This window comes from Glycomyces mayteni (assembly GCF_042428885.1).
Taxonomy (GTDB): domain Bacteria; phylum Actinomycetota; class Actinomycetes; order Mycobacteriales; family Micromonosporaceae; genus Glycomyces; species Glycomyces mayteni.
In genome coordinates, this window is the sequence record NZ_JBHMBP010000004.1 from 815,435 (window position 1) to 841,918 (window position 26,484).

Here is a 26,484-nt window from a genome sequence, read left to right on the forward strand (position 1 = left end):
CGATGTATTGAAACGATTCATTCCCTGGGGGCCTCTTGTCCGCTCTCGAAACCGACCCCGCCCCGGCCGCCGCGCCGCCGCCCGCGCCTCCCGTCGCCTCCCTCAAGGGCGTCGCCAAGTCCTTCGGCGCCGTCCGGGCCCTGCGCGGCGCGCACCTGGACCTCTACGCCGGGGAAGCCCATGCGCTCGTGGGCGAGAACGGCGCCGGGAAGTCCACATTGATCAAGATCCTGGCGGGCCTGTACCGGCCCGACGCCGGGACCGTCGAGCTCGGCGGGGAACCGGTGGCCTTCGGCGACACCGCCGCCGCCATCGACGCCGGGATCGCCGTGATCTACCAGGAGCCCGCGCTCTTCGGGGACCTCTCCGTCGCCGAGAACCTGTTCATCGGGCGACAGCCCAAGGGCCGCTTCGGCCTCATCGACCGCGCCGCCATGCGCCGCGACGCCGCCGCGCTCTTCGCGCGCCTCGGCGTCCCCCTCGACCCCGACCGGCCCGCGAAGGGCCTGTCGATCGCCGACCAGCAGCTCGTCGAGATCGCCAAGGCCATCTCCCGCGACGCCCGCGTGCTCGTCATGGACGAGCCGACCGCCGCGCTCTCCGGCGTCGAGGTCGAGCGGCTCTTCGGGGTCGTGCGGGCCCTGCGCGAGGACGGTGCGGCGGTCCTGTTCATCTCCCACCGCTTCGACGAGGTCGAGGCGCTGTGCCAGCGCGTCACCGTGATGCGCGACGGCGCGCACGTCTCCACCGACCTCCTCGCCGACGTCACCGTGGAGGAGCTGGTGCGGCGCATGGTCGGGCGCGAGCTGGGCGCGATGTTCCCCAAGCAGGAGGTCGAGCCGGGCCGCCCGGTCCTGGAGGTCGCGGGGCTGACCCGGGAGGGATTGTGCCGGGACGTGCAGTTCACTGTGCGGGCCGGGGAGATCGTGGCGCTCGCGGGGCTCGTGGGCGCGGGCCGCAGCGAGGTCGTGCAGGCGGTCTTCGGGATCGCGCCGCGGGACGCCGGGACGGTCACCGTGGACGGCCGGGCGCTCCCGGCGGGGAGTCCGCGGGCGGCGATGCGCGCCGGGGTGGCGCTGGTGCCGGAGGACCGGCGGCAGCAGGGGCTGCTCCTCGACCTGTCCATTGTGCGCAATGCGACGATCACGCGCCGGAACCGCCTGTCGCGCTTCGGGTTCCTCACGGGGGGCGCGGAGCGGCGCGCGGCGGCGGACTGGAGCGCGCGACTGAACGTGAAGTTCGGTGACCTCGCGGACGCGGCCGGGACGCTTTCGGGCGGGAACCAGCAGAAGGTCGTGCTCGCGAAGTGGCTGGCCACGGACCCGAAGGTGCTCATCGTGGACGAGCCGACGCGCGGCATCGACGTGGGCACGAAGGCCGAGGTGCACCGGCTGCTGTCGTCCCTCGCGGCCGAGGGGGTCGCGGTGCTCATGGTCTCCTCGGAGCTGCCGGAGGTGCTGGGGATGGCCGACCGGGTCCTGGTGATGCGCGAGGGGCGGATCGCCGGGGAGCTGGCGCGGGGCGAGGCCACCGAGGAGTCGGTGATGGTGCTGGCGACGGGGGCGGCATGACGGCGATCGCGAAGGCGCGGACGGGGTCCGCGGGGCTCGACCTGGTGCTGCGGTTCCGGGCGCTCGGACTCGTGGTCGCGCTCGCGGTGCTCGTGGGGGCGACGACCGCGCTCAATCCTCGGTTCCTGTCCGCGCAGTCGGCGCGGGACCTGCTGTTCGCGGCGTCGGTGACGCTGCTGCTGGCGTGCGGGATGACCGTGGTGGTCCTGACGCGCGGCATCGACCTGTCGGTGGGCTCGGTGCTGGGACTGTCGGCGTACGTCACCGGGAGCGCGTTGAGCGCCACGGGGATGGGGACGGCGCTCGCGCTGGGGCTGGGCCTGGCGGTCGGCGCGGCGTGCGGGGCGCTCAACGGCGTCGTCATCCACTTCGGACGCGTGCCGCCGCTGGTGGCGACGCTGGGGACGCTGTACGTGCTGCGCGGCGTCGTGTACTTCGTCGCGGGCGGGTCGCGGATCAACGCCTCGGACCTGCCGCGCGGGTTCCTCGGCTTCGGGAGCGGGCACGTGCTCGGCGTGCCGTACCTGTTCGTGGTGTCCGTGCTGGTACTGGCCGCGGTCGGGGTGTTCCTGGGCCGGTACCGGGCCGGGCGGGACCTGTACGCGCTCGGGTCGAACCCGGAGGCGGCGCGCCTCGCGGGCGTCCCGGCGGGGCGGCGGCTGATGACGGCGTACGTGCTGTCGGGCGCCCTGGCGGGGCTCGGCGGGGTGCTGTACGCGGCCCGGTTCGGGACCGTGGACGCCTCGGCGGGGTACGGCATGGAGCTCGACGTGGTCGCCGCGGTCGTGGTCGGCGGCGTGGCGATCTTCGGCGGGTCGGGGACGGCGCTGGGCGCCGGGCTCGGGGCGCTGCTGCTCACCGTCATCGACAACGCCCTGCCGGTGCTGCGCATCGACCAGTTCTGGCAGCAGGCGATCGTCGGCGCTTTGATCCTCGCGGCCATCGCGCTCGACCGGCTCGTGAGCGTCAGGGCCGCGAGGGCACTGCGAACGAAGGGGTCCCATGTCCGCTGACCTGCGCCGCCTCGCGCGGCCCCTCATGACGTGGGACGCCGCGATCATCGCGGTCACCCTGGCGTTCCTGGTCGTCGCGTCGATGACGGTGGAGCACTTCGGGACCGCGCGCAACGCCGGGTACATCATTCTGGACCTGGCGCCGATCCTGCTGCTGGCCTTGACGATGACGCTCATCGTCACGACCGGGGAGATCGACCTGTCGGTGGCGAGCACCGTGGGCCTGACCGGGGCCGCGATGGGCGCGATGTGGAACGCCGGCATGGCGCTGGAGACGATCATGCCGGTGGCGGTGCTGCTCGGGGCGGTCCTCGGGGCGGTCAACGGCCTGTTCGTCACCGGGTTCGGGCTGCCGTCGCTGGCGGTCACGATCGGCACGCTCGCGCTGTACCGCGGCCTGGCGTACGTGGTCCTGGGCGACACGGCCGTGGCGGACTGGCCGCGGCTGTTCACCGGGTGGACGCTCGGGACGGTCGGCGGCGGGCCCGTGCCGAACGTGCTCATCCCGCTGCTGGTCCTGGCCCTGGCCTGCGGGGTCGTGCTCCACGCGACCCCGGCGGGCCGCTCGATCTACGCCGCGGGCGCCAACCCGGTCGCCGCCGCGTACGCGGGGATCGGCGTGGGGCGCTTGAAGTTCTGGCTGTACGTCGCGTCCGGGGCGATGGCCGGGCTCGTCGGCGTCCTGTGGACGCTGCGGTACTCCTCGGCGCGCGCCGACAACGCGGCCGGGCTCGAACTCACCGTCATCGCGGTCGTGCTCCTCGGCGGCGTCTCGATCTTCGGCGGGAAGGGGGCCCTGCCCGGGGTGCTCGCCGCCGTGGTCCTGCTGGTGTCGGTGCAGAACGCGCTGCGCCTGGCGCACGTCTCGACCGAGGCGCTCACCGTCGTCACCGGCTCCCTCCTCATCGCCGCCGTCCTCGCACCGAACGCCATGGGCGCCTTGCGGACCGCACTCCGCAGACGTCGCACCACCGCCACCGGCCGAACCGCATGAAAGGCAGCAACCCCATGAACCGCAGACGCCTGACCCTCCTCACCACCCCGATCCTGGCCGCGGCCCTCCTCGCCGGATGCGGCGGCACCACCCAGGGCGACGACGACTCGGGCGCCGGCCCCGCGGGCGACGCCAGCGCCGACCCGAACGCCGAGTTCGCGACCGGCCTGTCGTTCGCGATGCTCCCGAAGTCGGTGAACAACCCGTACTTCGACGCCTCCAGCACCGGCGCGGAGGCCGCGGCGACCGCCCTGGAGGGGACGTTCGAGTACACCGGGCCCTCGGACGCGTCGGCGTCCTCGCAGGTGTCCTACATCGACACGCTGAGCCAGCAGGCCACCGACGTGATCCTCCTGTCGGCCAACGACCCGAACGCGCTGTGCTCCTCGCTGGAGCAGGCCCGTGCGGGCGGGTCCGTCGTCGTCACGTTCGACTCCGATGTGGATCCCTCGTGCCGGGACCTGTTCGTGTCGCAGGTGGACAGCGACGAGGTCGGGCTGGCACTGCTGGAGATGGCCGCGGAGCAGATCGACGCCACCGGCGAGATCGCGATCCTCTCGGCGACCGCCAACGCCACCAACCAGAACGCGTGGATCGAGGTCATGCAGGCCGAGCTGGAGTCGAACCCCAGCTACGCCGACATGGAGCTGGTCGACGTCGTGTACGGCGACGACGAGGACGAGAAGTCGTTTTCCGAGACGCAGGGCCTCCTCCAGGCCCACCCGGACCTGAAGGCGATCATCTCCCCCACCACGGTGGGGATCGCCGCGGCGGCCCGGTACCTCTCGGGCTCGGAGTTCAAGGGCCAGGTGGCGCTGACCGGGCTCGGCACGCCGAACCAGATGCGCGAGTTCGTCACCGACGGCACGGTCACCGAGTTCGCCCTCTGGGACCCCACGGCCCTCGGCGAGCTCGCCGCCTACACGGGCGCGGCCGCCGCCTCGGGCATCGTCACCGGCGCCGAGGGCGAGGTGTTCACCGCGGGCGACCTCGGCGAGTACACCGTGGGCCCCGACGGCGTCGTGACCCTCGGCCCGCCCACGAGGTTCAACGCGGACAACATCGACGACTTCGACTTCTAATTCCGGCAAGCGCGCAGGCGTGATGGGAGCACGGGTCGAGCCGCCCCCGGATCAACTGTGCCCGCCGGGTACGACATCGCCCCCCGCCGGGCGGCCGCTCGCGCGGCCGCCCGGCCAAGGGGTTATTCGCGGGCGGCCTCGATTTCCGCGAGGGCTTCGCCGGGGACCCGGCGGGGCAGTTCGACCAGGACCTCCGTGCGGCCTCCGGCGAGGCGCTCGCGGAGTTCGCCGAGGCCCTTGGCGGTCACGCGGATCTGCGGCGGGTCGATGACGCGTCGGCCGGTCCGGGGGTGGGAGTGCGACTGGGGGATCTCGGAGAGCCTCCCGGCCGCGATGGCGGACTGGTAGACGCGCCACGAGTGGTCGCTCCGCTGGCGGTACGTCCACCCGAGGTCGCCGAGCGCGGCGAACAGGCGGTTCTGCCCGATCTCGATCGACGGGTCCCGAGAGAGGATCTTCGCGGAGTCGGCGACCGAGAAGTCGCCGCGCCCGGAGGCGAGCACCTCCCACGAGGCCGCCGCCGGGGCGATGTCGGCGAGCTTGATCTGCAAGCGGCGCTTGGCTTCCAGCGCGGCGAGGTAACGGCGGGCCACCTCGATCTCGTCGAGCTCGTCGGCGTCCACAGGGGTCGGCGCGACCGCGACGTCGGCGGCGATCCCGCGAAGGACCACGGCCGTCTGCGCGGCGTCCTGATAGCGCTGCCACGCGCGGTAACCGAGGTGCGGCATGGCGTCCCGCGCGGCGGGCTGCTGAACGGGGGCGGATTCGAGCATGTTCGGCTCCTCTCGGGAGGGCGTCCTCAGCGGCTTCCAAGGACCGTCCTACCTTCGATCATACGTTCGGGGTACGACATTTTCCCCGTCTGCGAGCACCCCGATTTCCGCAGTTCAGCGGGTGAATTTCGGCGCTCCGGGACACCGCCTCCGGCAGTCCTGCCCTACCCTTGGGGGCGACCATCCGCACCCCCCCGGGAGTGACCACTTGGACGACGCGGCCCCGACCCTCCAGGACATCCTGCGCCACCGCCAGCAGGACGACTTCGTCGGCCGCGAAGCGCGGCTCGCCGAGTTCCGCGGCAACCTCCACCTCCCGCCCGCCGACCCCGCCCGCCGCTACATCGTCAACGTCCACGGCATCGCCGGCGTCGGCAAGTCCTTCCTCCTCCAGCAGTTCCGCCGCATCGCCCAGGCCGAGGGCGCCGCCTGCGCGTACGCCGACGAGGAGTACTTCGAGGTCGTCGAGACCATGTCCGCCGTCGCCGCCGACCTCGCCGCCCAGGACGCCCGCCTCACCGAGTTCGAGGCCCGGCTCGCCACCTACCGCCAGCGCCGCACCGAACTCGAAGGCGATCCCAATGCGCCCCTTGGCGACATGCTCACCGCCTCGACGGTCCGCGCGGGCATGGCCCTCGCGAAGTCGGTGCCCGTGGCGGGCGCGATCACCGAGTTCGTGGACGCCGACGCCCTCGCCTCCCAGGCGAACCGCTTCCGCGCCTACCTGGTCCAGAAGTTCGGCAAGAAGGCCGACATCGACCTGCTGCTGTCCCCGGTGGACGTGCTCTCGCGCGCGTTCGTCCAGTCCCTCAACGACATCGCCGCACAGCGGCCCGTCGTGCTGTGCTTCGACACGTTCGAGCGCACCGCACCGTATCTTGAGGACTGGCTTCTCAACCTGTTCTCGGGCAAGTTCGGCGGGCTCTCCGCGAAGGTCGTCACGGTCGTCGCCGGACAGCTCGCGCTCGCCGACAACCGCTGGTCCCCGCTGCGCAGCCTCATCGCGTCGTTCCCCCTCGAACCGTTCACCGAGGAGGAGGCCCGCGCCCTCCTCGCCCAGCGCGGCGTCTCGGACGAATCCGTTGTGGCAGTGATCCTCTCGCTCTCGGGCCGCATCCCGATGTGGCTGGCGACCCTCGCCGAGAACAGCCCCCAGGAGCCCGGCGCGGTCCTCGACCCGACCGAGGACGCCGTCAAGCGCTTCCTCAAGTGGGAGCCCGACGAGGACCGGCGCCGACTCGCCGAGGCCGCCGCGCTCCCCCGCCGCTTCAACCGCGACCTGCTCCCCGCCGAACACGCCGACCTGTTCGACTGGCTCCGCCGCCTCCCCTTCGTCTCCCGCACCGGCGACTACTGGCGCTACCACGACGCGGTCCGCGACCCCATGCTCCGCTCGGCCCGCATCGCCTCCCCGCAGCGGTGGCGCGAACGCCACCAGGCCCTCGCCGACCACTTCGCCGACGAGCGCGACGCGCTCGGGATCGCAGTGGACCAGCGGTGGGACGACGAGCAGTGGCGGGCCCTCTACCTGGAGGAGGCGTACCACCGGCTCTGCGCGGCACCGGCGTCCACACTGCCGGAGGTCCTCGCCCGCGTCGCCTCGGCCGCCGACACGAGCACCGTGCTCGCCCGCCGCTGGGCCGCGATGCTCACCGAGGCCGGGAAGGCCACCGACACCGAGCGCCTGAAGTCGTGGGGGCCGCGCCTCACCGAGCTGCTCAAGGACGAGTCCGACGACACCGCGTTCCTGACCTCCCTGATCGACAGCGGCGACCTCGACCCGGACTCGCTGCGGCTCGCGCTGGTGAACCGCGCCTGGTCGCACCGGACGCACGCCCGGTACGAGGAGTCGCTCGCGGACTGGAACCGCCTGATCGAACTCGACCCCGAGCGCGCCGCCCACTACACCGACCGCGGCGTCGTCTTGCAGCTCATGGAGCGCTACGAGGAGGCGGTCGCCGACTTCGACCGCGCGCGGTCGCTGGCGCCGGAGGACGACAGGAACGTCGCGCAGCGCGGCTTCACCTTCCATCTTCAAGGCCTCCAGGAGAAGGCGCTGGCCGAACTCGACCGCGCGATCGGCATGAGCCCCGACGAGGGCTGGAGCTACGTGCTTCGCGCCTGGGTGCACGACGAGCGGGGCGACGAGGACGCCGCGCTGGCCGACTACGGCAGGGCCATCGAGCTCATCCCGGACGACAGCACCCCGTACGCGTTCCGCGGTTCGATGCACCGGTCGGCGGGGCGCCTGGAGGAGGCCTTGACCGACCTGGGCCGGGCGATCGCCCTCGACGCCGACTACGAATGGGCGTTGGAGCGGCACAGCGACACCTTGTTCGACCTGCGCAGATACGACCTTCTCGTCCCCGATGCCGAGCGGCTCATAGGGCTCGGCGTGGACAGCGAATGGGTCTACGTGCGGCGGGTCATGGGGTACCTGGCGTCGGGGGACGCCGCAGCGGCACTTGCGGAGACCGCCCGGATGACGGCCGAGTCGCCCGCGGACGGCACGCTGCGGTCGCTGCACGGGCTCGCACTGATGTCCGCGGGGCGGCGCGACGAGGCGCACCGCGAGTTCCTCGCCGCGATCGATCCGCTCCGGTCGGAGCCCGACCCCGACCCGATCGAGTCCGGGTTCGGCCGTGTGGTCGACCTGCTGCTCCTCGATCGGTCGGAGGAGGCGCGGGAGCTGCTCGGCGCGACCCTGCGGTTGCAGCCGGACGCCGATGCGATGGAGGGCTTCATGAGCGACCTGGACTTCCTGATCGCCTGCCCCGGGATCGAGGTCGCGGGGGTGGAGGAGTCCCGATCAGTTGCGGCCGAGTACAAGGACCGGCTCCCCGAGGCCGGGTGACCGCGGTGCCGCGAGCGGCACCGCGGTCGACGTGAACTACGCCTTGCCGACGGCCGAGACCAGGGCCTCAGCGAGCTCGACGGGCTTGGTGAACTGGGGCCAGTGGCCGGTCGGCAGGTCGATGTAGGTGACGTCCTTGACCGAGGCGGGCTCCTTGACGAACGGGACGCCCTGCTCGATCCAGGCGAGGACCATGGCCGAGCCGAACTCGCAGCAGATCATGGTGATGGGAACGTCGAAGCGGCGCTCGTCGGAGAGGACCTGCTTGTCGTAGGCGACGCCCTTGGGGGTGGGGATCGACCTGGCGCGGAAGGACTCCCGCAGTTCCGGGGTGAGGTCCACGAGGTCCTCGTCCTCGAAGACGTTCCAGTCGGGGAGCGGGATCTCGCCGTCCACGACCGGGAGTTCGTCGTTGACGACGCCGCCGGGGCCGAGCGGGGCCGAGTCGACGTAGACGACGCGGGCGATGCGGTCCGGGCGGGCGTCGGCGACCGCGTGCGCGACCGCGCCGCCGCCGGAGTGGCCGACGAGGACCACGGGGCCGTCGAGTTCGTCGACCTTGGCGACGACGTAGTCCACGTGGTCGCGCAGGCCGATGCCGGAGCGGTCGGCGTCGACCGACTCCATGCCCGGCAGCGTCAGCGCGTGGGTCCGGTGGCCGGCCTTCTCCAGGGACGGGGTGATCTCGTCCCACGAGGACGCGTCGAGCCAGAAGCCGGGGATCAGAATGATGTCCATGCCCCGACCCTAACGGCACCCGCCGACATTCCGTGCCGGTTCGCGAACCCGCAGGTCAGCGGCGGCAATCGTCCGCCAGGAGTCAACCAGCGCGGAGGGTCATGACGGTGATGTCCGCGTTTGCGCCGATGCGGATCGGGGGGCCGTTGGTTCCGGCTCCGTTGGTGACGTAGACCTGGGTGGCGTGGTGGGTTTCGAAGCCGGTGAGTTGGCCGCTGCGCAGGCGGGAGAGGACGTGGACGGGCCACATCTGGCCGCCGTGGGTGTGGCCGGAGAGCTGGAGGTCGACGCCGTAGCCGGCGAGGCGGTCGACGGCGCTGGGCTGGTGGGCGAGGAGGACGACGGGGCGGGCGGGGTCGCGGTCGCCCAGGGCCGCATCGAAGTCGGGGCCGGTCTCGGTGGCCTGCATGTGGCGCTGCTCCACGATGAGGTCGTTGACGCCCGCGAGGTCGAACCCGGCGAGTTCGACGCGCGTGTTGGGCAGGCCGGTCATGCCGAGCTCCTCGACGCGCTCGTACCAGGCGTCGGCGCCCACGTAGTGCTCGGCGTTGCCGGACACGAAGAACGCGCCGTCGCGGGAGGTGAGCCCGGCGAGGGGCTCGGTGGCCTCGCGGAGCTGGTCGGCCTCGTTGCTGGCGAGGTCGCCGACGAACGCGATGAGGTCGGCCTGCGTGCCGTTGATCCGCTCCACGACGCGGCGGCAGTAGCCGCTGCCGCGGATCGCCGAGAAGTGGGTGTCGCCGACGATCGCGATCCGGTACCCGTCGAACGCCCGGTCCAGGCGCGGCAGCGCCACCTCCACCGGTTTCAGGCGCGGCGTGCGGTAGCCCTCGTAGAGGCCGTCGCCGACCGTGCCGAGGGCGACGGCGGTCGCGCCCAGGCCGATCGCGCGGGAGACGACGCGCCGCCGCGACAGGCCCTCGGGGGTGCCCTCGGGTTCGGCGGTGATCCTCCTGATCGGACCCTTGTTGGACGCGACGCGGCTGCGGCGCAGCAGGAGCCAGCGCACCGGCTCGGCGACGAGAAGGACCCCGGCGAGGTACATGAGGACGCCGAACCAGATCCATCCCGGCCAGCCGACCGCCGCCTGGAACCGCATGGGGGCGTGGACGGACGGCGTGAAGACCACCGCGAGCATCCCGAGCGCCCCCAGGACGCCCAGCCCGGCCCCGCCCGCGAGCCGCCAGCGCGAGCCGCGGCGCGTGGTGTCGCGGACGAGGCGCAGCCACAGGTAGGCGTGGAGGAGGACGAACCCGACGGGGATGGCGATGTCGGGGACGGTCGACCAGAGTGCGTCCACGTCAGCGCCCGGCCAGGGCGCCGCCGTTGGACTGGATGATCTGGGCGGTCACGTGTCCGGCCGCGGGCGAGGCGAGCCAGGCCGCGAGGGCGGCGATGTCGCCGGGGTTGCCGGGCCGCTTGTTGTCGGTCTGTCCGATGAGCATGGTGCGGCGCTGCTCGGTCATGGCGGTGCCGAAGAACTCGGTGTCCTCGATGTAGCCGGGGGCGATGACGTTGGCGGTGATGCCGCGGGCGCCGAGTTCGGCGGAGAGGTCGATCGCGTAGGGGTGCAGGGCGGCCTTGGACGCGCCGTAGCTGCCGGTGCCGGAGCCGCGGTAGGCGGCGATGGAGCTGAACAGGAGGATGCGCCCGTCGTCGTTGAGGATCGGTTTGAGGCCCTCGACGAGGTGGACGGCGGTCATGACGTTGAGCCGCAGGTTCGCGGTCCACGCCCACGAGGTGCGTTGGAGCCCTTCGAGGTCGGCGGGGGCTTTGGCGGCGGTGTTGCCGCCCGCGGCGGCGGCGATGACGTCGATGCGCCCGGCGTGCTCGGAGGCGTGCTGGAGGACCGCGGCGGCCCCTTCGACGGTTTCGAGGTCGGCGGCCACATAGGACGCCTGCTTGCCGATCTTGTCGGCGGCGGCGGCGAGGACGTCCTCGCGGCGGCCGGTGAGGATGACGTCGTCGCCTGCGGCGGCGAGGTGTTCGGCGACGGCGAGGCCGATGCCCGTGCCGCCGCCGCTGACCACTGCGGTGCGTGCCATGCGGTGCTCCTTCGGTCGGGTCCGCCCGACTCTAGCGCGGCGCGGGCTCGGGCGAGGCGAGGCGCATCGTTCGGCGGTGTCGGTCGAGGTGACGTGGGTGTCGGTGGGGTGCGGCCTCGGTCAGGGGCGGGCGGTCTGGACGAGGTCGGGGGCGGCGCCGCGGCGGACGAGGAGGGCGCGGCCGGGCGGGAGCTGGCGGCTGGCGGTGCCGTGGAGGAGGCGTCCTTCGAGGCGGTCGCCGGAGAACATGAGGCCGGGGCTGGACATGTCGCAGAGCTGGCGCAGGAGCGGTTCGTAGACGGCGCGGCTCGCGCCGCCGGTGCGGCGGGCGAGGATGAGGTGGAGGCCGAGGTCGGCGCCGTGGGCGGCGAGTTCGGTGAGCGGCGCGAGGGGGTTGCCCGCGGAGGTGGGCACCAGGTCGTAGTCGTCCACGACGACGAACACTTCGGGGCCGGTCCACCAGGTGCGGTCGCGCAGCTGCCGCGCGGTGACTTCGGGGCCGGGCAGGCGCTTCTTCAGGGCCTCGGCGAGCTCGAACGCGTTCTGTGCGGTGTGCGGGCCGGTGTTGCAGTAGGTCACGAGGTTCCCTTCGGGGACCTCTTCGAGGTGGGAGCGGCGGTAGTCGACGAGGAAGATCCCGGCCTCGGCGCCGGGGCGGCGCACGATCTGGCGCATGATGGCGCGCAGGAGCGTGGTCTTGCCGGTCTGGGTGTCGCCGAAGACGACCAGGTGCGGGTCGGCGGTGAAGTCGATGGCGGCGGGCCGCAGGTCGCTCTCGGCGACGCCGACGACGGGCGCGAGCGCGTACGGGTCGCCGTCGGCCGGTTCGCGAAGGGGCGGAACTAGGTCGCTGAGGGCGAGGTCGGCGGGGAGGGCCTTGACGGGGGCGACGCCGGGTCCGGGCCAGCGGCGGCGCACCGCTTCGGCGAGGTCCGCGAAGCCTTCCGCGAGGTCCTCTGTGGAGTCCGCGCCGTCGATGCGGGGCAGGGCGATGTGCGCGAACCGCTTGTCGGCGGTGAGGACCCGGCCCGGGGCCTCCTTGGGGAGCTGTTCGATGAGCTTGCGGTCGATGCCGGAGTCGAAGGCGTCGGCGAGGCGCAGTTCGACGCGCCCGGAGATCGAGGCGGCGAGGCGGGAGCGGATCTGCGTGGAGTTCACGGCGGTGAGCACGGTGTGGACGCCGAGCGCCGGTCCGCGCGAGGCGATCTCCATGACGAGGTCGTTGGCGTCCTCTTTGGCCTCGGTGAGGCCGCCCCAGCCGTCGATGGCGAGGAGGAGGTCGCCGGGGACGTCCACGGCGCCGTCGGCCGCGGCCCGCCGCAGGCCCGCGGCCGAGTCGATGCCCTTGGCGCGCATGAGGTGCTCGCGGGCGTCGAGGAGCGTCCGGACCTCGGCGAGGGTGCGGGCGACGAGTTCGGGTTCGGCGCGTCCGGCGGCGACGGCGACGTGCGGGAGCCGCGCGAGGCCGCCGAGCGCGCCGCCGCCGAAGTCGATCACGTACGCGGCGAGCGCGTTCGGCGGGTACCGCAGCGCGAGCGAGGAGACGAGGGTCCGCAGGAGCGTGGACTTCCCGGAGGTGGGCGCGCCGAGGACGGCGAGGTTCGCGTCCGCGCCCGACAGGTCCCATTCGAGGGCGTCCTGGCGCTGCTCGCGCGGGTGGTCGGCGAGGCCGAGGACGGCGGCGATCCGGCCGCCGGGCTCGGCGGGCGCGGTGTCGAGCGCGTTGAGGGGCATGGACTCCGGCAGCGGCGGGAGCCACACCGGGCGGACGGGGGCGATGGCGTCGGCCCGCGCGGCGAGGGCGAGGGAGGCGACGAGGACGCGGAGCACCGAGTGCTCGGGGTCGGGCTGCTCCGGGCGCAGGGCCGCGGAGTTGACGAGCGCGTCGAGGACGTTCACCGCGGGCGGCACGGGCCACGGGAGCACCGGGAGGCTCCGCTGCTCGACCTCGCGCGGCGGCGTGTACTTGCCGGAGACCATGGCGGCCTTGAACCTCGTGAAGATCGTGGTGTCCACTTTGAGGTAGCCGGAGCCGGGCTCGGGCGGGAGCCGGTAGGCGTCGGGGACGCCGATGGCCTCGCGGCTCTCGGCCTCGGAGAAGGTCCGCAGGCCGATCCGGTACGACAGGTGCGATTCGAGGCCGCGCAGGTGCGCGGCTTCGAGGCGCTGGGTCGCCAGGAGCAGGTGGACGCCGATGGAGCGGCCGATGCGCCCGACCGCGACGAACAGGTCCGAGAAGTCGGGCTTGGCCGTCAGCAGCTCGGAGAACTCGTCGATGATGACCAGCAGGTGCGGCAGCGCCTCCATGTCGGGGTTCGACTCGCGAAGGCGCGCGTAGGCGTGCACGTTCGGGAGGTTCCCGGCGTCCTTGAGGATCTGCTGGCGCCGCGCCATCTCCCCGTAGAGGGCCTCGGCGAAGCGGTCGACCAGGCCGAGGTCGTCGGCCAGGTTCGTGATCGCGCCCGCGCTGTGCGGCAGGTCGTCGCAGTCCGCGAACGTCGCCCCGCCCTTGAAGTCCACAGTGAGCAGCGCGAGGCGGTCGGGCGGGTGGCGCACGGCGAGCGCGGCGACGAGGGTGCGCAGCGCCTCGGACTTCCCGGAGCCGGTGGCGCCCACGATGAGCCCGTGCGGGCCCATCCCGCCGAGCGCCGACTCCTTGAGGTCGAGTTCCACGGGGCGGCCGTCGGCGTCCACGGCGAACGGGACGCGCAGCAGCGAGGACTCCTCCCGGGGAGCCCAGGTCCGGCGCCAGTCCACATCGGCCGGATCGGCGACGCCGAGGATGTCGGTGAGGCCGTGGACCCCGGTGAGGGCGCGGGAGACGTCGTCGAGCGCGAGCCGCCACGGGCTGAGCGCGCGCGCGAGGGCGGCCAGGTCGGCGGGGTCGAGCCGGTCGGGGCGGCCGGCGGCGGTGGTCTCGGCGACCGCGCCGTCCGCTCTCACGATGCGGGTCACGGTGATCGCGTCGGCGTCCACTTTGATCCGGGCCGCGGTGTGCTCGGGTTCCTGGCGCTGCTCGGCGACGAGGGTCCAGACGTGGACGCCGAGGAGTTCGAGCCCTTCGGCGTCGGGCGCGATCCCCGGCAGGGACACCTGGTGCTCGCCGTCCACGACGACCAGGAGCCGTCGCGCGCCGGGCCCGGGCGGGCCGCCGCGGCGGCGGCGCAGCTCGGCGGCGCGCAGGGCCAGGTCGGCGGCGAGGAGTTCGGCGAGCTCGGCGGTGGTGGGGCAGATGAGCGGGACCGGGGCCTCCGCGGAGCCGGGGTCGGCGAGGAGGTGCGGCAGCCACGACAGCGACGTCCACTGGGGAGCGACCCGGGGGTGGGCGACGATCGCGATCCGCAGGTCCTCGGGCGCGACGAGGACGGCGAGCTGCGCGAGCATCGCCTGCGCGGCGGCGCGCGTGCGCGCGAACTCGCCGACGATCGCGGTCTCGCCGACCTCCCCGACGGGGACGGTGAGCGGCTGGTCGGCGAGGTCCGCATACTGCTCCACCAGTTCCTCTGCGCCCGAATGGCACACGGGGTCGTAGACCACGAGGGGGCTCTGCTCGTCGATCTTCAGCGACAGCGGCCGGCTCAGCGGCACCGAGGCGAGCCCGCACCTGACGTGCAGCAGGTCGGGGTCGGTGGCCCGCCGCTCCCAGCGGCGTCCGGGGTCGCACGCGAGGCCCAGGAGCAGGCCGGGGTGCGGGTGGCGGCGGGCGGCGTGGTCGCGCTGGGCCTTGACGGCCTCGCGGATGGTGCGGCGGGCGTCTTCGAGGTAGTCGAGGTAGCGTTCGCGCTCCTGCCGGAGCTTGCGCCGCGGCCCGGACCGCATGGCCGCGAACAGGACCACGCCCATGGCGACGCTCGCCACGAGCATGAGCAGCCCGGCCGTGGCGTACAGGGGCCGCTGGAGGTTCGACAGGACCATGATCATCGCGCCCGACCCGGACATGAGCGGCATCATGAGCATCGGCGCGCCCATCGCCGCCGACGGCGGATCGCCCAGGGCTGGAGGCGAGGCGAGCGTGATCGGGTCGGTGGCGACCTCGGGCGCGGGACGCCGCGCCGGGCGGCGGACGACCTCGGTGCCCATCAGATCCCGCCGATCATCGCGTACAGGCCCGACAGGTGCCCGGCGAGGGCGATCATCCCGGCGACCAGGAGCGTCTCGGCGACGGCGACCACGCGCCGCCACCACGCGGCCGAGACCGCCGAGCGGGACACGGAGGCCACCGAGACGTAGGCGAGCCCGGCGAGCACCGCGAGCGCGGGCAGCCACGACAGGAGCGGTTCGGAGTGGCCGATCCACAGCCATGCGGCCCAGGCGAGCGCGGCCATGCCGGTGAGGCGCAGCGGGGCGACGTGGCGCACCAGCTCGAAGATCCGGGAGCGGGTCAGGAGCGCGAGCGCGCCGCCCGCGCCCATGAGCGAGGCCCACGGGTCGGCTTGGGCGGCAAGGAGGACGGAGGCCCCGGCGGCGGTGGCGGCGAGGCCGCAGACGGCGCCGGTGAGGCGGGCGTCGGTGGCCCGGAGGCGGCGGGCCAGGTGCTCGTCGCTTGTGGGGTCGCCCGCGCGCACGTCGCGGTCGAGGGCGAACAGGCCCGCGGAGGACATGGCGAGGCGGGGCACGAGGGCGATCGTGAAGAGCGCGATGAGGAGTGCGAGGGTCTCGGCGCGGACGGCGGTGAGGCCCAGGCGGGACCACAGGGCCCAGGCGAGGGCGCCGAGGGCGAGCGCGGTGGCGATGCCGACGGCGTAGGCGGTGGCGAGGCGGGCCCCGGCGCGGGCGACGACGACGAACGCGAGGGCGGCGAGCCCGGCGCCGATCATGCGGGTCGCGGTGTGGGCGTGGCCGTCCGCGGCGAGGACCTCGACGGCGGTGTGGCCGGTGCGAGCGGCCCAGAGGGCGCCGCCGGTGAGCGCGAGGTGGGTCATGAGGTCGTGCTGGCGGGCGGACCACCAGGACATGAGGACGGCGAGGAGGCAGACGAGGCCGCCGGTGAGGAGGACGGCGGCGTCGGCGCCGGGGCTGAGCGCGGCGGCGGCGACGAGGAGCCCGGCGGTGCCGACGGCGAGGAGGCGGCCGGTGCCGGACTCCCAGCGGGCGCCTCCGGCGTCCACGGCGTCCTCGACGGCGTCGCGCACGTCCTCGACGGTGTCGGGGAGGGCCGCGGCGGTGGCGTCGTGGAGGAGGAGCACGCCGCCGTCGGGGACGCGGGCGGCGGCGAGGGTGTCGCCGGGCGCGAACGTCGATCCGTCCATGGTGGACAGGGCCCAGCCGGTGCCGTCCGGGTCGGGCTCGTCGGGCCCGGTGTGGCGCAGCAGCTGCGGGAGGAGTTCGGCGACCGGGAGGTCGTCGGGGAGCGCGAGGTCGCGGGTGGCGCGGGGGCCGACGATCGTGACGGTGCTGTATCGACCGGGCAAGGTGGGCCTTTTCAGTCTTGGTCGTGGGGCGCGGAGACCGCGGCGTCGCGCTCGGCCTGTTCCTGGGCGTCGCGCTCCTTCTGCTTCTGGAACGCTCCGGCCACGGCGATGGCGGCGACGATGAGGGCCACCGCGATCACGCCGATGAGCGCGGCGGGCCACAGGGGCTGTCGCTGCCGCCAGCTCCGGGCGGAGCCGTACAGGACGGCGGCGCGGAGCTGGCGGCGGCGCAGCGCGGCGGCCTGGAGCACGTAGCGCTCGCTCTGGCCGGTGCGCCGCATGACCATCGGCGCGAGTTCGGTGCCGGGGTCGGGCGCCGGTCGGGGGTCGGTCAAGAACCCCACCGGGCGTCGATGCGGGAGATCGCGCCGTTCCAGTTGGTCCCGGCGTCCTCGGTGGCGGTCGCGAGCTTGTTGAACGCGGCCTGGACGTCGGTGAACTCGGATTCGGTGGTGGTGTTGAAGGTCTGGAAGCCGGCGGTCCCGGCGCCGACCCACTTGGGGGTGACGGTGCCGACCGCCGACTGGATCTGCCCGAGGATCGCCTCGAAGCGGCCGCGGTAGGTGTGCTGGACCCCCGCGAGGTTCTGGAGCTCGCCGACGTTGCCGTACAGCTCGTATCCGGTGCCAGGCATGATGGACGGTCCCTTCTAGACGGCGATGTTGATCGGCTTGATTCCGGGGAGGCTCCCGCCCGCGGTGGTGAACCCGGCCTCGTTGGAGTCGTCGGTGGTGAAGCCGTCGGTGCTGGTGGCGCCCTGGGCCATCGAGGAGACCCCGTACTTGTCGGCGAGGGCGTTGTAGGCGGTGACGAACTCGGCCTTGGCGGTCCGGAACGCGGTGAGCGCGTTGCCGCCCTGGGCGTTGACGTCGTTCTCCATCTCCTGTATCAGGGCTTGGAGCTGCCCGAAGAGCTCTTCGACGGAGAGGGAGTGGTCGTTGGCGCTGACGTTGAGCGCATTGGCCTCGGTGAGACCGAACTCGTTTCCGGCCATGGGGGTTCCTCCTTATAGGCAAGGATGTGAATGGCCCGTGCTGGGGAGCGTATCGGTACATGTTGACACGCGCATGAAGCGGAAGTAAAGAGGCGAGGCGGCCCGCGGGCGGGTTCGGGAAGCGGTTCCACGACTCGCGCAACTTCCGTCACTTCCGTTGTGGCGCAAGCAAGACAGTTCATCCGATGTTATTCCAATCATCATGGGTTTCCGATACGCTCATCGCAGTCCACGTCCGCTCCCCCTCTGGAGGACCAATGGATTACATGGGCATGAACCCGGGCCCCGCGAACGCGAAGGGCGGCGAGACGATCGCCGCCGCCGACGCGTACGGCACGCTCCGGGGCGAGCTGCTGAGCATCGTCGACAAATGCGTCACCGCCGCGGGCGAGCCCGAGGTGGTCACCGGGTACGACGAGTTCGGCGCGACCTGGTCGACCGACCTGGCGAAGTCCGCCGAGCACGGCGAGTCGGTCGGCACGACCACGCACCTCACGGTCGGGGACGGCGTCGGCACCGACGCCGGGAACGCCGGCCTCCAGAGCGTCGACGCCCCCGCGCCGAGCGCGCCCGGCATCAACCTGGTCTGAACCGCTCCAAGGAGGACCCCATGGCGAGCATTCCCACCGCGGCCAGCCTCAGCATCCCCGAGTCCAAAGCGGACGTCGGTTCGCTGCGCGAAGGCGCCACGGCGCTCGACGCGAAGTCCGGGGCCATCATCGGCCGCGGCAGCGAGGTCATGGAGCGCATGAACTCCACGGCCGTCGAGTTCAGCGACCTGGTCTCCGGCCACCTGCGCAAGCGCGGGACCGAGGCGGTCGACGCCGCCCGCCGCGCCATGGAGGGCTCGGTGTGGGGCTCGGCCGTCACCGGCCAGTGGGCCGACGCCGCCGAGACGTACCAGAAGCTCGCCGCGAGCCTCCAGAGCCAGTGGTCCGAGGCCGTCGCGGGCGGCTTCGGCGTCACCGCCGCCTCCGCGGGCGTCACCGGCGGCATGCCGAACGACGTGGCCGCGAAGGTCATGGACAACGCCATGGCCGACGCCGGGGCCTCGCAGCTCGCAGGGCTCCAGAGCACCATCAGCGCGGCGTACGAGACGTACAAGGAGGAGGCCGGGAAGGCCGGGACCCGGCTCACGCAGGGCCCGACCCCCGCGAACCTCAAGTCCCTCGCCTCGGGCGGGGGCACCACGTGGGCGCTGTTCAACCTGTTCGGCGCGGCCGCGGGCGTCCCCCCGCTCACCGGCGCGCAGGGCAAGGAGTTCGCGGAGTGGCTGCGCGAGTTCATCAACGAGGACGAGGCGCTCCCGGCCGACAAGCGGCGCATGCTCGAAGCGATCCTGGCGCTGGCGCGGGACGCGCAGGACAAGCAGCGGCACGGCGGCCAGTTGACGGCGGGCCAGCTCGACTTCCTGGAGCAGTTCTTCAAGGGCATGGACCAGCCGTGGACGGAGCACAACCCGGTCCAGACCAGCGTGCTCTACCTGATCCCGGACATCCTCGACCACTCCAAGACCCCGCAGGCCGACCAGGACCTCATCATGGCCGCGATGGGCGGCGGGCTCCTCGCGCTGTCGGACCCGCGGATCGGCGGCGGCGGGACCCGCATGCCCGACTCGATGAAGACGCTCGTGGATCACTTCTTCGGCAAGGGCGACAAACCTCCCTACTCCCATGAGACCGCGGCGCAGCTGCGCGGCCTCGGCGAGTTCTTCGGGGCCATGAAGGGGCGGGGCCTCGACGACCTCGAAGGCGGCAAAGAGTACTCCGCGGCTCTGACACTCGCGATCGCCGACGCCGACCCGGCGTTCCGCCGCAGCGCCGAGGACCAGCTCATCGATATCCTGGAGGTCTCGACCCGCAACCGCGACGCCAACCACGGCCTGCTCACCGGGGGCCTCCAGCACCCCGACTACGGCAAGGACACCCCCGAGCACGTCCTCCGCGGCCTCTTCGGCCCGCAGTGGAAGGACGACGGGAAGGCCGCCGCGGGCCTCATCGACTGGATCGGCGACGACGCGTCCTCCAAGGACCGGGCCGTCGCCGACCGCGCGACCGAGGCCGCGTTCGCCCTGATCACGACCATGACGAACGAGGACAAGGCCGGGCACTGGGACCAGTCGGCCTACGAGTTCTTCACCGACTCCTACGGCGAGATGGGCGGCTTCGAGAACGCCCCGATCGGCGTCGCCAACCCCGAGGTCGCCTTCGCGATGGGCAAGAGCGCCGCCGCCTACCTCGACTACTTCGGGGCCGCCGACAACGGCGGCGACTCCGCGCTGAGCCTGTCGAACCCGGCCTCGCAGATGTACCTGTCGATGGACGACCGCCGCAACTTCGTCGAGATGATCATGGGCAGCCCCGCCGCGGGCGACAAGTTCGGGGAGGCCGTGTACAAGCACGTGCTCTCCGAGGCCGCCTACGCCGACCAGTGGCAGGACCCCACGGCCGCCAAGACCCAGGCCCTGGAGAACGGGATGCTCACCGGCCTGCTCGACCACGGCTTCAACAAGGTCTTCGAGGACGCCCAGGCCGACGCCGACCGCGCCACGTCCCTCGCGACCCAGCACGCGAACTGGACGCGCGCCGGGGCCGCCGCCGCCAAGGAGCTCATCCTGGAGCTCCCCGGCACCCGGTCCCTGGGGAAGATCTCGCAGCAGGCGATCCGCCAGCTCACCGAGACGTTCAAGTGGACGCCCGGCGTCGCCCAGTCCTACGACTTCATCTGGGAGTCCGGCACCAAGCCCGACCCCGCCGACTACAAGCAGACCTGGGACAACAGCAACGAGCAGTGGGACTTCGCCGTCAACCACGCCGTCGCCTCCCAGGCCCTCAAGGACCCCCACTCCGGGATCACCATCGCCGACATCGAGAAGGCCGACCCGCGCCTGGTCGAGAACGGGAAGCTCCGGTCGGCCGCGGACCTCCTGGGCGCCAACGACGCCCCCGTCAAGGGCAGCCCCAAGGAGAACCTCGACCACCGGCTCGCCCGCGAGGAGCTGCACCGCCTGTTCGACAAGGACCTCGCCGCCAAGGTCGAGCGGTACGTGGACGTCTTCAACGACCAGCGCAAGGACCAGTAGCGGCCCCGCGCCGCCGCCCGCCCCACCTCTCCCTTTAGGAAGCCCGACCCGTGACCCAGACCGATCCCCGTGCGCCGCAGCGCGACCTGCCCGACAAGATCCAGTCCTCGCTCGCGGGCCTGCGCGACCGCATCGGCGCCAACCGCGCCGTCGCCGCGACCGCGGCCGTCGTCGCCGTCGTGCTGCTGGTGGCGATCGTCGCCGCCGTCCTCGCCTCCGGCGGCGGAGGCGACGACCGGCCCGCCGCCGACCCCTCCGCCGACGAGACCGCCTCGGCCGCAACTGGAGGGGACGCGGCCCCGACGCTGCCCGCCGACGGCGCCTACCTCGTGCGCCAGGAGGCCACCGGCCTGTGCGCGACCGCCGGGCCCGAGCCGGGCAACGACTCGCGCACCGTCATGGTCCTCGGCGACTGCGCCGCCACCTACCCGGCGAGCTTCGGGTTCGTCTCCGAGGGCGCGGGCGTCTACACCGTGAAGCTCGACTTCGCCCAGGACGACTGGCAGGCGTGCTGGGGCGCCGACGACCCCGCCGACGAGCCCGGATACCTCAGCGCCGGTTACGAATGCGCCGACTCCGACCTCCAGCGGTTCCAGCTCACCGGCGCCGGGGCCGACTCCTACACCCTCGCCGTCCTCGCCTCGGGCCTGTGCCTGGGGCTGCTGGAGGGCGCCGCCGCCGAGGCGGGCGCGGCCCTCGCGACCGCCCCGTGCGCCCCCGACGACCCGAACCAGCGGTTCGCCCTGCTGGTCCCCTGACCCTCCTGTAAGGACCCCTCCTGTGGAACCCTGGCCGCCTCCCGCGCCCCGCGGGCCCCGGCACGCCTCGCAGCACGACCTGCCCGCGCGCCTCCGCGAACGATTCGAGCGGGCGCGGATGCGCCTGGGCACCAGCCAGACCCTCTCGGGGGTCGCCGCCGTCGTGGCCCTCGTCCTCACCGTCGCGGTCATCGCGGCGATCATGACGGCGGGCCGCGACTCCGAGCGCGAGGCGGCGGCGCAGCAGATCGAGACCTCCCTCGACTCCACACCGTCCCCTTCGGACACGCCGTCGGCGTCGCCCTCCCCGAGCCCCTCCCCCTCGCCGTCCGAGACCACCGCCGAGGAGGCCGCCGACGCCCCGCGCGACACCGCCGAGGAACCGGAGGCCGAAGCGCCCGAACCTGAACCGGAGTACCCGGCCGACGGCTGGTACCAGGTCAGGCAGGAGGCCAGCGGCCTGTGCCTGAGCACCGGCCCCGAGCCGTACAACGAGGGCCGCACGGTCGTCGTGCTCGCCTCGTGCGGCTCCGCGAACCCCTCGACGCTCCAGGTCGTCGCCTGGGACGAGGGCGTCTACGTCTTCAACATGCACTTCTCCGACTGGAGCGCCTGCATGGGCGCCGACGCCCCCGCCGATCAGGAGGGCTACCTCATGGCCGCCTACTCCTGCGAGTTCACCGAGACCCAGTTCTGGGAGCTCACCCCGCTCGGCGGCGGCGAGTACACGATCCAGACCTCGGCCTCCGGCCTGTGCGTCGGCATCCTCGACGGCCGATCGTCCACTTCGGGCGAACCGACCGCGACCGACTCCTGCGACTCGGGGAACACGGCCCAGCGCTTCACCCTCGTCTGACCAGGCCCTATATCCTATAGGATATAGGATGTACGATCCGGATCGTATATCGTATATCCTATAGGATGCACGATCCGCGTCAGTTCGCGTCGTGCTCGGTCTGGTTGGCGCAGATGTCCTCGGCGTTGGCCTTGATCCAGTCGAACATCTCCACGAGGCGGTCGCTGGTGCCGCGGCCGACCTCGTTGAGGCCGTAAGTGACCTTCGGCGGGGTGGACGGCTCGACCTCGCGCCAGACCAGGCCGTCGCGCACGAGGGTCCGCAGGGTCTGGGAGAGCATCTTCTCGCTGATGCCGTCGATGCGCTCGCGCAGCTCGAAGAAGCGGAGCTCCCCGTCGCGCAGGGCGAGCAGGACCCAGATGCCCCAGCGGCTCGTGATGTGGTCGAGCACCTGCCTTGCGGGGCAATCGGTGTGAAAGAGCCCACTGCCTTCCGGCGCCGCCCGTACCGCGGCCTGTTTTCCTCCCGGCATGTCATGAGCTTACCTCAAGGTACGTCCTTCCCAGAAGTAAGTTTCGCTCCTACCTTGGGATTCGCACCGTCTACGGAAGGAAACCAAGATGATCGTCGTCACCGGAGCCACCGGCAACGTGGGCCGCCCGCTCGTCGAGATCCTCGCCGCCCGCGGCGAGGACGTCACCGCCGTGTCCCGCGGCGAGGCCGAGCTCCCGCCCGGCGTCGCGCACCGCACCGCCGACTTCACGCGCCCCGAGACCCTCGACGCCGCCTTCGCCGGGGCCGACCGGCTGTTCCTGCTCACCCTCGACCACTCGCTCGACATCGCGGCGATCCTCAAGGCCGCCGACGCGGCCGGGATCGGGCGCATCGTGTTCCTCTCCTCCGAGCGGGCCGTCACCAGGCCGAGCGAGGAGGCCCAGGCCTTCGAGAACGCCGTCACCGCAAGCGGAATCGAGTGGACGATCCTGCGGCCGGGCGGCTTCGCCAGCAACGCCGTCGCATGGGCCGCCGAGACGATCCGCGCCCGCCGCGAGATGGTCATGCCGTTCGGGGACGTCGGGCTGCCGCTCATCGACCCCCGCGACATCGCGGAGGTCGCCGCCGCCGCGCTCACCGAGGACGGCCACACCGGCCGCGCGTACCTGCTCACCGGACCGGCCCTGGTCACGCCCCGGCAGCAGGCCGAGGCCATCGGGGCGGCGATCGGCGAGCCGGTCGCGTTCACCGAGCAGACCCGCGAGGCCGCCTTCGAGCAGCTCCTCCAGTACTGGCCCGCCCAGATCGTGGAGGGCTCGCTCGACGTAATCGGCTCCCCGAACCGGGCCGAGCTGCACGTCAGCCCGGAGGTGGAGCGGCTGCTCGGCCGCCCCGCGACCTCGTTCGCGCAGTGGGCGGAGCGGAACGCGGCGGCGTTCCGCTAGCGCGCACGCGACGAGGGGCCGGTCCACCGCGAAGCGGTACACCGGGCCTTTCACGTCCTCCGCGGCGGGCGCGGCCCTGCGCGCCCAGGGTCGCGGCCGAAGGCGCGGAAGGGAATTCTGCAACGTTGTAGATTTTCCTTGTGTTAGCGGTAATACTCGGTTAGGCTGCCCCTATACATCGATAGGCATGCATACCTCAATCCCATCGTTTTCGGGCGCGACGCCCGCGATCACCGAGAGCCCCCCGGCATCGCTCCCGGCCCGTCGATCCGACCGCCCCTCGCCGAGGAGGGGCAGAGGAGGCCAACCCATGACCACCGAGACCACCGGCCGCAGCAGGCGGCTCACCGCGGCGCTGGCGGTAGCCGTCGCCGCGTTCGTCAGCGCCGCGACCTTCCTGGCCGTCAACGCGAACGCGCAGGCCGACGACCCCGGAGAGGACGTCGCCGCCCGACAGGAGTGCGCCCCGGCGCAGCCGTCCTCCGTGGGCGGCAGCCTCGCCGCCCACGACCCCGCGCTGTGGGCCGGGTGCGCGGGCGAGCCGTGGTACGTCTTCGCCACCGGCGACGCGAACCGCGGCGGCGGCACCCCCTCGATCCGCCGCTCCACCGACGGCGGCCGCACCTGGCAGTCCATCGGCACGGTGTGGAACGCCAAGCCCGCGTGGATCACCCAGCAGATCCCCGGCGTCTCGAACCTCTGGGCGCCCGAGATCCACTACGACGCCGCGCAAGGCCTCTACTACCTCTACTACGCGGCCTCCACCTTCGGCTCGCAGCGCTCGGCGATCGGGCTCGCCACGAGCCCCACGCTCGACCCCTCCGCCCCCGGCTACGGCTGGACCGACAGGGGCGCGGTCTTCCAGTCCTACAACGGGAACGCCTACAACGCGATCGACCCGAACATCGTCGTGGACGACTCCGGCCGCCACTGGATGGTCTTCGGCTCCTGGTGGCAGGGCATCCACACGATCCAGCTCGACTGGCCCTCGGGCAGGCCCGCCGCGGGCGCGACCCCGATCCGCCTGGCCACCAAGGGCGGCGGCATCGAGGCGCCCTCGATGACCAAGCACGGCGACTACTACTACCTGTTCACCTCGATCGGCGCCTGCTGCGCCGGGGCGAACTCGACGTACAAGATCACCGTCGGCCGCTCCGCCTCCCCCACCGGGCCGTTCATCGACGCGTCCGGAGTGGACATGCGCAACGGCGGCGGCACCGTCGTCCTGGGCGCGTACGGAAACAACGTCGCCGCCGGCGGCCAGTCGATCCACCGCGGCGTCATGGCCTACCACGCCTACGGATCGAACGGCGGCTTCACGCTCGACATCGAGCGCATCGAATGGAACGCGGCGGGCTGGCCCGTCCTCAACGGAAGCTGATCGGAGCACCACCAATGACCACGACCCTCACACGCGGTCGCACCCTGCTCGCCACCCTCGTCATAGCGGCGCTCGCGGCCTTCGGCCTGTCGATCGCCACGGCGACGCCGGCCAAGGCCGCCGTCACCACGAACACCTGGTTCACCATCACCAGCGCCCACTCGGGCCTGGCCCTGGACATCCTCAACGCCTCCACCACGACCGGGACGATCCTCAACCAGTTCACCCCGAACCAGTGCACCTGCCAGCAGTTCCGCTTCGTGGACGCCGGATCGGGCTACTACAAGATCCAAGCGCGGCACTCGAACCAGGTCCTTGAGGTGTACGAGTGGAACGCCGCCGACGGCGCCACCATCGCCCAGTGGACCGACCTCGGCGGCACCAACCAGCAGTGGTCGGCCACCGAGCACGCCGACGGCACGTACAGCTTCATCAACCGCTTCTCCGGCAAGGCCCTCGACCTGTGGGAGTGGTCCACCTCGACCGGCGCCCGCATCTCGCAGTACACCTACAACGGCCTGAACGCCCAGAAGTGGCGCCTCGACCCCGTCCCCGCCTCCGGCGAGTCCACGGTCTCGAACCCGCTGCGCACCAACGGCGCCGACCCCTGGATCGAGTACTGGGACGGCTACTACTACATGTCCACGACCACCTGGGACTCCACGGTCACGATGCGCCGCGCCACGACGCTGAACGGCCTCAAGACGGCCGCCGACTCGGTCGTGTGGAACGACAGCGGCACCGCCGCCCGCTGCTGCTCCCACTGGGCGCCGGAGTTCCACCGCATCGGCGGCACCTGGTACCTGATGTACACCTCCGGCAACTCGCAGACGAACTTCGACGGCCAGAAGCTCCACGTGCTCCGCTCGACCTCCTCGACCCCGATGGGGCCGTACGAGTTCATGGGGACCCCGCTGCCGAACCAGTGGAACATCGACGGCTCCTACCTGGAGCTGAACGGCTCGCTCTACCTGATGTGGTCGGAGTGGGTCGGCGCCGACCAGTCGATCCGCATCGCCGCGATGTCGAACCCGTGGACGGTGACCGGCTCGCACGTCACCATCTCGAAGCCGACCTACAGCTGGGAGATCCAGGGCGGCAGGACGAACGAGGCCCCCGCGGTGCTCCAGCACAACGGCCGCACCTTCGTCGCGTTCTCCGCGTCCTCGTGCAACACCCCGGACTACAAGCTGGGCCTGCTCGAACTGACCGGCTCCAACCCGCTCTCGGCCTCCTCCTGGACCAAGACCTCCACGCCCGTGCTCCAGCAGGGCGGCGGCGTCTTCGGCCCGGGCCACAACGGCTTCTTCACCTCGCCCGACGGCACGGAGGAGTGGCTCGTCTACCACGGCAACACGACCTCGGCGCAGGGCTGCGGCTCCACCCGCCAGACCCGCCTCCAGCCCATCACCTGGAACGCGAACGGCACCCCGAACTTCGGGACCCCGCTCCCGAGCGGGGTGGTGATCGCGGCCCCCTCGGGCGAGTAGACAGGACCGGGTAGACAGGACATGGCAACGGCCCCTTCGCATCGCGAGGGGGCCGTCTTCTGC

22 protein-coding genes are annotated in these 26,484 nt (G+C 72.4%); 12 read left to right on the forward strand and 10 right to left on the reverse strand.

The genetic code is table 11. From position 1 onward, the window contains the following. Window positions 1-35: 35 nt before the first annotated feature. The 4 genes from ACFFXY_RS19055 to rhaS are packed head-to-tail and all read left to right on the forward strand — an operon-like array spanning window position 36 to window position 4,660. Window positions 36-1,571 carry a sugar ABC transporter ATP-binding protein gene (locus ACFFXY_RS19055; RefSeq protein ID WP_382354116.1) on the forward strand — a complete coding sequence of 512 codons (1,536 nt, stop codon included), beginning with the start codon at window positions 36-38 and terminating at the stop codon, window positions 1,569-1,571. Next, window positions 1,568-2,584 carry an ABC transporter permease gene (locus tag ACFFXY_RS19060; protein ID WP_382354119.1) on the forward strand — a complete coding sequence of 339 codons (1,017 nt, stop codon included), beginning with the start codon at window positions 1,568-1,570 and terminating at the stop codon, window positions 2,582-2,584. The genes ACFFXY_RS19055 and ACFFXY_RS19060 overlap by 4 nt, the downstream gene beginning before the upstream one ends. After that, a complete protein-coding gene (locus ACFFXY_RS19065) occupies window positions 2,574-3,578 on the forward strand; it encodes an ABC transporter permease (RefSeq protein WP_382354122.1) in 1,005 nt (334 codons plus the stop codon). Before ACFFXY_RS19060 ends, ACFFXY_RS19065 begins: the two co-directional genes overlap by 11 nt. A 14-nt stretch (window positions 3,579-3,592) precedes the next feature. After that, entirely contained in the window at window positions 3,593-4,660 is a 1,068-nt protein-coding gene (gene rhaS / locus ACFFXY_RS19070) for a rhamnose ABC transporter substrate-binding protein (protein ID WP_382354125.1), read from the forward strand. Window positions 4,661-4,782: 122 nt separating this feature from the next. Here rhaS and ACFFXY_RS19075 read toward each other — a convergent pair whose 3' ends face one another. Next, complete coding sequence (locus tag ACFFXY_RS19075; protein ID WP_382354128.1) at window positions 4,783-5,433, reverse strand: phage antirepressor KilAC domain-containing protein; 651 nt, start codon at window positions 5,431-5,433, stop codon at window positions 4,783-4,785. Window positions 5,434-5,641: 208 nt separating this feature from the next. On the opposite strand from ACFFXY_RS19075, the gene ACFFXY_RS19080 reads away from it, so the two are divergent. After that, window positions 5,642-8,287, forward strand: coding sequence for an AAA family ATPase (locus ACFFXY_RS19080; RefSeq protein WP_382354131.1), 2,646 nt, complete (start codon window positions 5,642-5,644; stop codon window positions 8,285-8,287). Between the two features lie 36 nt (window positions 8,288-8,323). Here ACFFXY_RS19080 and ACFFXY_RS19085 read toward each other — a convergent pair whose 3' ends face one another. The 8 genes from ACFFXY_RS19085 to ACFFXY_RS19120 form a co-directional block, all read right to left on the reverse strand. Further along, window positions 8,324-9,025, reverse strand: coding sequence for an alpha/beta fold hydrolase (locus ACFFXY_RS19085; protein ID WP_382354134.1), 702 nt, complete (start codon window positions 9,023-9,025; stop codon window positions 8,324-8,326). An 82-nt stretch (window positions 9,026-9,107) separates the two neighbouring features. Continuing rightward, the gene (locus tag ACFFXY_RS19090; protein ID WP_382354137.1) at window positions 9,108-10,325 is read right to left on the reverse strand and encodes a metallophosphoesterase; all 1,218 of its coding nucleotides are present in this window, start codon (window positions 10,323-10,325) and stop codon (window positions 9,108-9,110) included. A 1-nt stretch (window position 10,326) separates the two neighbouring features. Continuing rightward, window positions 10,327-11,070 carry an SDR family NAD(P)-dependent oxidoreductase gene (locus ACFFXY_RS19095; RefSeq protein ID WP_382354140.1) on the reverse strand — a complete coding sequence of 248 codons (744 nt, stop codon included), beginning with the start codon at window positions 11,068-11,070 and terminating at the stop codon, window positions 10,327-10,329. 120 nt (window positions 11,071-11,190) lie between these two features. After that, a complete protein-coding gene (gene eccCa / locus ACFFXY_RS19100) occupies window positions 11,191-15,150 on the reverse strand; it encodes a type VII secretion protein EccCa (protein WP_382354144.1) in 3,960 nt (1,319 codons plus the stop codon). Beyond that, entirely contained in the window at window positions 15,150-16,481 is a 1,332-nt protein-coding gene (locus tag ACFFXY_RS19105; RefSeq protein WP_382354147.1) for an EsaB/YukD family protein, read from the reverse strand. Before ACFFXY_RS19105 ends, eccCa begins: the two co-directional genes overlap by 1 nt. A gap of 11 nt (window positions 16,482-16,492) precedes the next feature. Next, on the reverse strand, window positions 16,493-16,816 hold the full coding sequence (locus ACFFXY_RS19110) for an ABC transporter permease (RefSeq protein ID WP_382354150.1): 324 nt from the start codon (window positions 16,814-16,816) through the stop codon (window positions 16,493-16,495). Then, window positions 16,813-17,115 carry a WXG100 family type VII secretion target gene (locus ACFFXY_RS19115; RefSeq protein WP_359947274.1) on the reverse strand — a complete coding sequence of 101 codons (303 nt, stop codon included), beginning with the start codon at window positions 17,113-17,115 and terminating at the stop codon, window positions 16,813-16,815. Before ACFFXY_RS19115 ends, ACFFXY_RS19110 begins: the two co-directional genes overlap by 4 nt. A 15-nt stretch (window positions 17,116-17,130) precedes the next feature. Continuing rightward, a complete protein-coding gene (locus ACFFXY_RS19120) occupies window positions 17,131-17,475 on the reverse strand; it encodes a hypothetical protein (RefSeq protein ID WP_382354153.1) in 345 nt (114 codons plus the stop codon). Window positions 17,476-17,741: 266 nt separating this feature from the next. Between ACFFXY_RS19120 and ACFFXY_RS19125 the strand changes: the two genes are divergently transcribed. Genes ACFFXY_RS19125 through ACFFXY_RS19140 form a run of 4 tightly spaced genes read left to right on the forward strand, consistent with a single transcriptional unit; the run spans window position 17,742 to window position 22,171 of the window. Further along, window positions 17,742-18,065 carry a hypothetical protein gene (locus tag ACFFXY_RS19125; protein WP_382354156.1) on the forward strand — a complete coding sequence of 108 codons (324 nt, stop codon included), beginning with the start codon at window positions 17,742-17,744 and terminating at the stop codon, window positions 18,063-18,065. A gap of 20 nt (window positions 18,066-18,085) precedes the next feature. Continuing rightward, a complete protein-coding gene (locus ACFFXY_RS19130) occupies window positions 18,086-20,557 on the forward strand; it encodes a TPR repeat domain-containing protein (RefSeq protein ID WP_382354159.1) in 2,472 nt (823 codons plus the stop codon). A 50-nt stretch (window positions 20,558-20,607) separates the two neighbouring features. Next, window positions 20,608-21,315: an RICIN domain-containing protein gene (locus ACFFXY_RS19135; protein ID WP_382354162.1), complete on the forward strand. Its 708-nt coding sequence runs from the start codon at window positions 20,608-20,610 to the stop codon at window positions 21,313-21,315. A 22-nt stretch (window positions 21,316-21,337) separates the two neighbouring features. Continuing rightward, the gene (locus ACFFXY_RS19140; RefSeq protein WP_382354165.1) at window positions 21,338-22,171 is read left to right on the forward strand and encodes an RICIN domain-containing protein; all 834 of its coding nucleotides are present in this window, start codon (window positions 21,338-21,340) and stop codon (window positions 22,169-22,171) included. A gap of 79 nt (window positions 22,172-22,250) precedes the next feature. On the opposite strand, the gene ACFFXY_RS19145 is transcribed toward ACFFXY_RS19140, so the two are convergent. Then, the gene (locus ACFFXY_RS19145; protein WP_382354167.1) at window positions 22,251-22,643 is read right to left on the reverse strand and encodes a winged helix-turn-helix transcriptional regulator; all 393 of its coding nucleotides are present in this window, start codon (window positions 22,641-22,643) and stop codon (window positions 22,251-22,253) included. A gap of 88 nt (window positions 22,644-22,731) precedes the next feature. Here ACFFXY_RS19145 and ACFFXY_RS19150 point away from each other — a divergent pair, with 88 nt between their 5' ends. From ACFFXY_RS19150 to ACFFXY_RS19160, 3 genes are all read left to right on the forward strand, one after another. Further along, window positions 22,732-23,550 carry an NAD(P)H-binding protein gene (locus ACFFXY_RS19150; protein WP_382354169.1) on the forward strand — a complete coding sequence of 273 codons (819 nt, stop codon included), beginning with the start codon at window positions 22,732-22,734 and terminating at the stop codon, window positions 23,548-23,550. Window positions 23,551-23,860: 310 nt separating this feature from the next. Then, the gene (locus ACFFXY_RS19155) at window positions 23,861-24,931 is read left to right on the forward strand and encodes an arabinan endo-1,5-alpha-L-arabinosidase (protein WP_382354172.1); all 1,071 of its coding nucleotides are present in this window, start codon (window positions 23,861-23,863) and stop codon (window positions 24,929-24,931) included. A 14-nt stretch (window positions 24,932-24,945) separates the two neighbouring features. Next, on the forward strand, window positions 24,946-26,421 hold the full coding sequence (locus ACFFXY_RS19160; RefSeq protein WP_382354175.1) for a family 43 glycosylhydrolase: 1,476 nt from the start codon (window positions 24,946-24,948) through the stop codon (window positions 26,419-26,421). Window positions 26,422-26,484: the final 63 nt, after the last annotated feature.

Bases quoted from the DNA above. Each gene is read 5' to 3' on its own strand.
- ACFFXY_RS19155 (WP_382354172.1), top strand. From the start codon at position 23,861: ATGACCACCGAGACCACCGGCCGCAGCAGGCGGCTCACCGCGGCGCTG.
- eccCa (WP_382354144.1), bottom strand. From the start codon at position 15,150: ATGGGCACCGAGGTCGTCCGCCGCCCGGCGCGGCGTCCCGCGCCCGAG.
- ACFFXY_RS19060 (WP_382354119.1), top strand. From the start codon at position 1,568: ATGACGGCGATCGCGAAGGCGCGGACGGGGTCCGCGGGGCTCGACCTG.
- ACFFXY_RS19085 (WP_382354134.1), bottom strand. From the start codon at position 9,025: ATGGACATCATTCTGATCCCCGGCTTCTGGCTCGACGCGTCCTCGTGG.
- ACFFXY_RS19120 (WP_382354153.1), bottom strand. From the start codon at position 17,475: ATGGCCGGAAACGAGTTCGGTCTCACCGAGGCCAATGCGCTCAACGTC.
- ACFFXY_RS19065 (WP_382354122.1), top strand. From the start codon at position 2,574: ATGTCCGCTGACCTGCGCCGCCTCGCGCGGCCCCTCATGACGTGGGAC.
- ACFFXY_RS19150 (WP_382354169.1), top strand. From the start codon at position 22,732: ATGATCGTCGTCACCGGAGCCACCGGCAACGTGGGCCGCCCGCTCGTC.
- ACFFXY_RS19125 (WP_382354156.1), top strand. From the start codon at position 17,742: ATGGGCATGAACCCGGGCCCCGCGAACGCGAAGGGCGGCGAGACGATC.
- ACFFXY_RS19115 (WP_359947274.1), bottom strand. From the start codon at position 17,115: ATGCCTGGCACCGGATACGAGCTGTACGGCAACGTCGGCGAGCTCCAG.
- ACFFXY_RS19145 (WP_382354167.1), bottom strand. From the start codon at position 22,643: ATGCCGGGAGGAAAACAGGCCGCGGTACGGGCGGCGCCGGAAGGCAGT.
- ACFFXY_RS19075 (WP_382354128.1), bottom strand. From the start codon at position 5,433: ATGCTCGAATCCGCCCCCGTTCAGCAGCCCGCCGCGCGGGACGCCATG.
- rhaS (WP_382354125.1), top strand. From the start codon at position 3,593: ATGAACCGCAGACGCCTGACCCTCCTCACCACCCCGATCCTGGCCGCG.
- ACFFXY_RS19095 (WP_382354140.1), bottom strand. From the start codon at position 11,070: ATGGCACGCACCGCAGTGGTCAGCGGCGGCGGCACGGGCATCGGCCTC.
- ACFFXY_RS19160 (WP_382354175.1), top strand. From the start codon at position 24,946: ATGACCACGACCCTCACACGCGGTCGCACCCTGCTCGCCACCCTCGTC.
- ACFFXY_RS19130 (WP_382354159.1), top strand. From the start codon at position 18,086: ATGGCGAGCATTCCCACCGCGGCCAGCCTCAGCATCCCCGAGTCCAAA.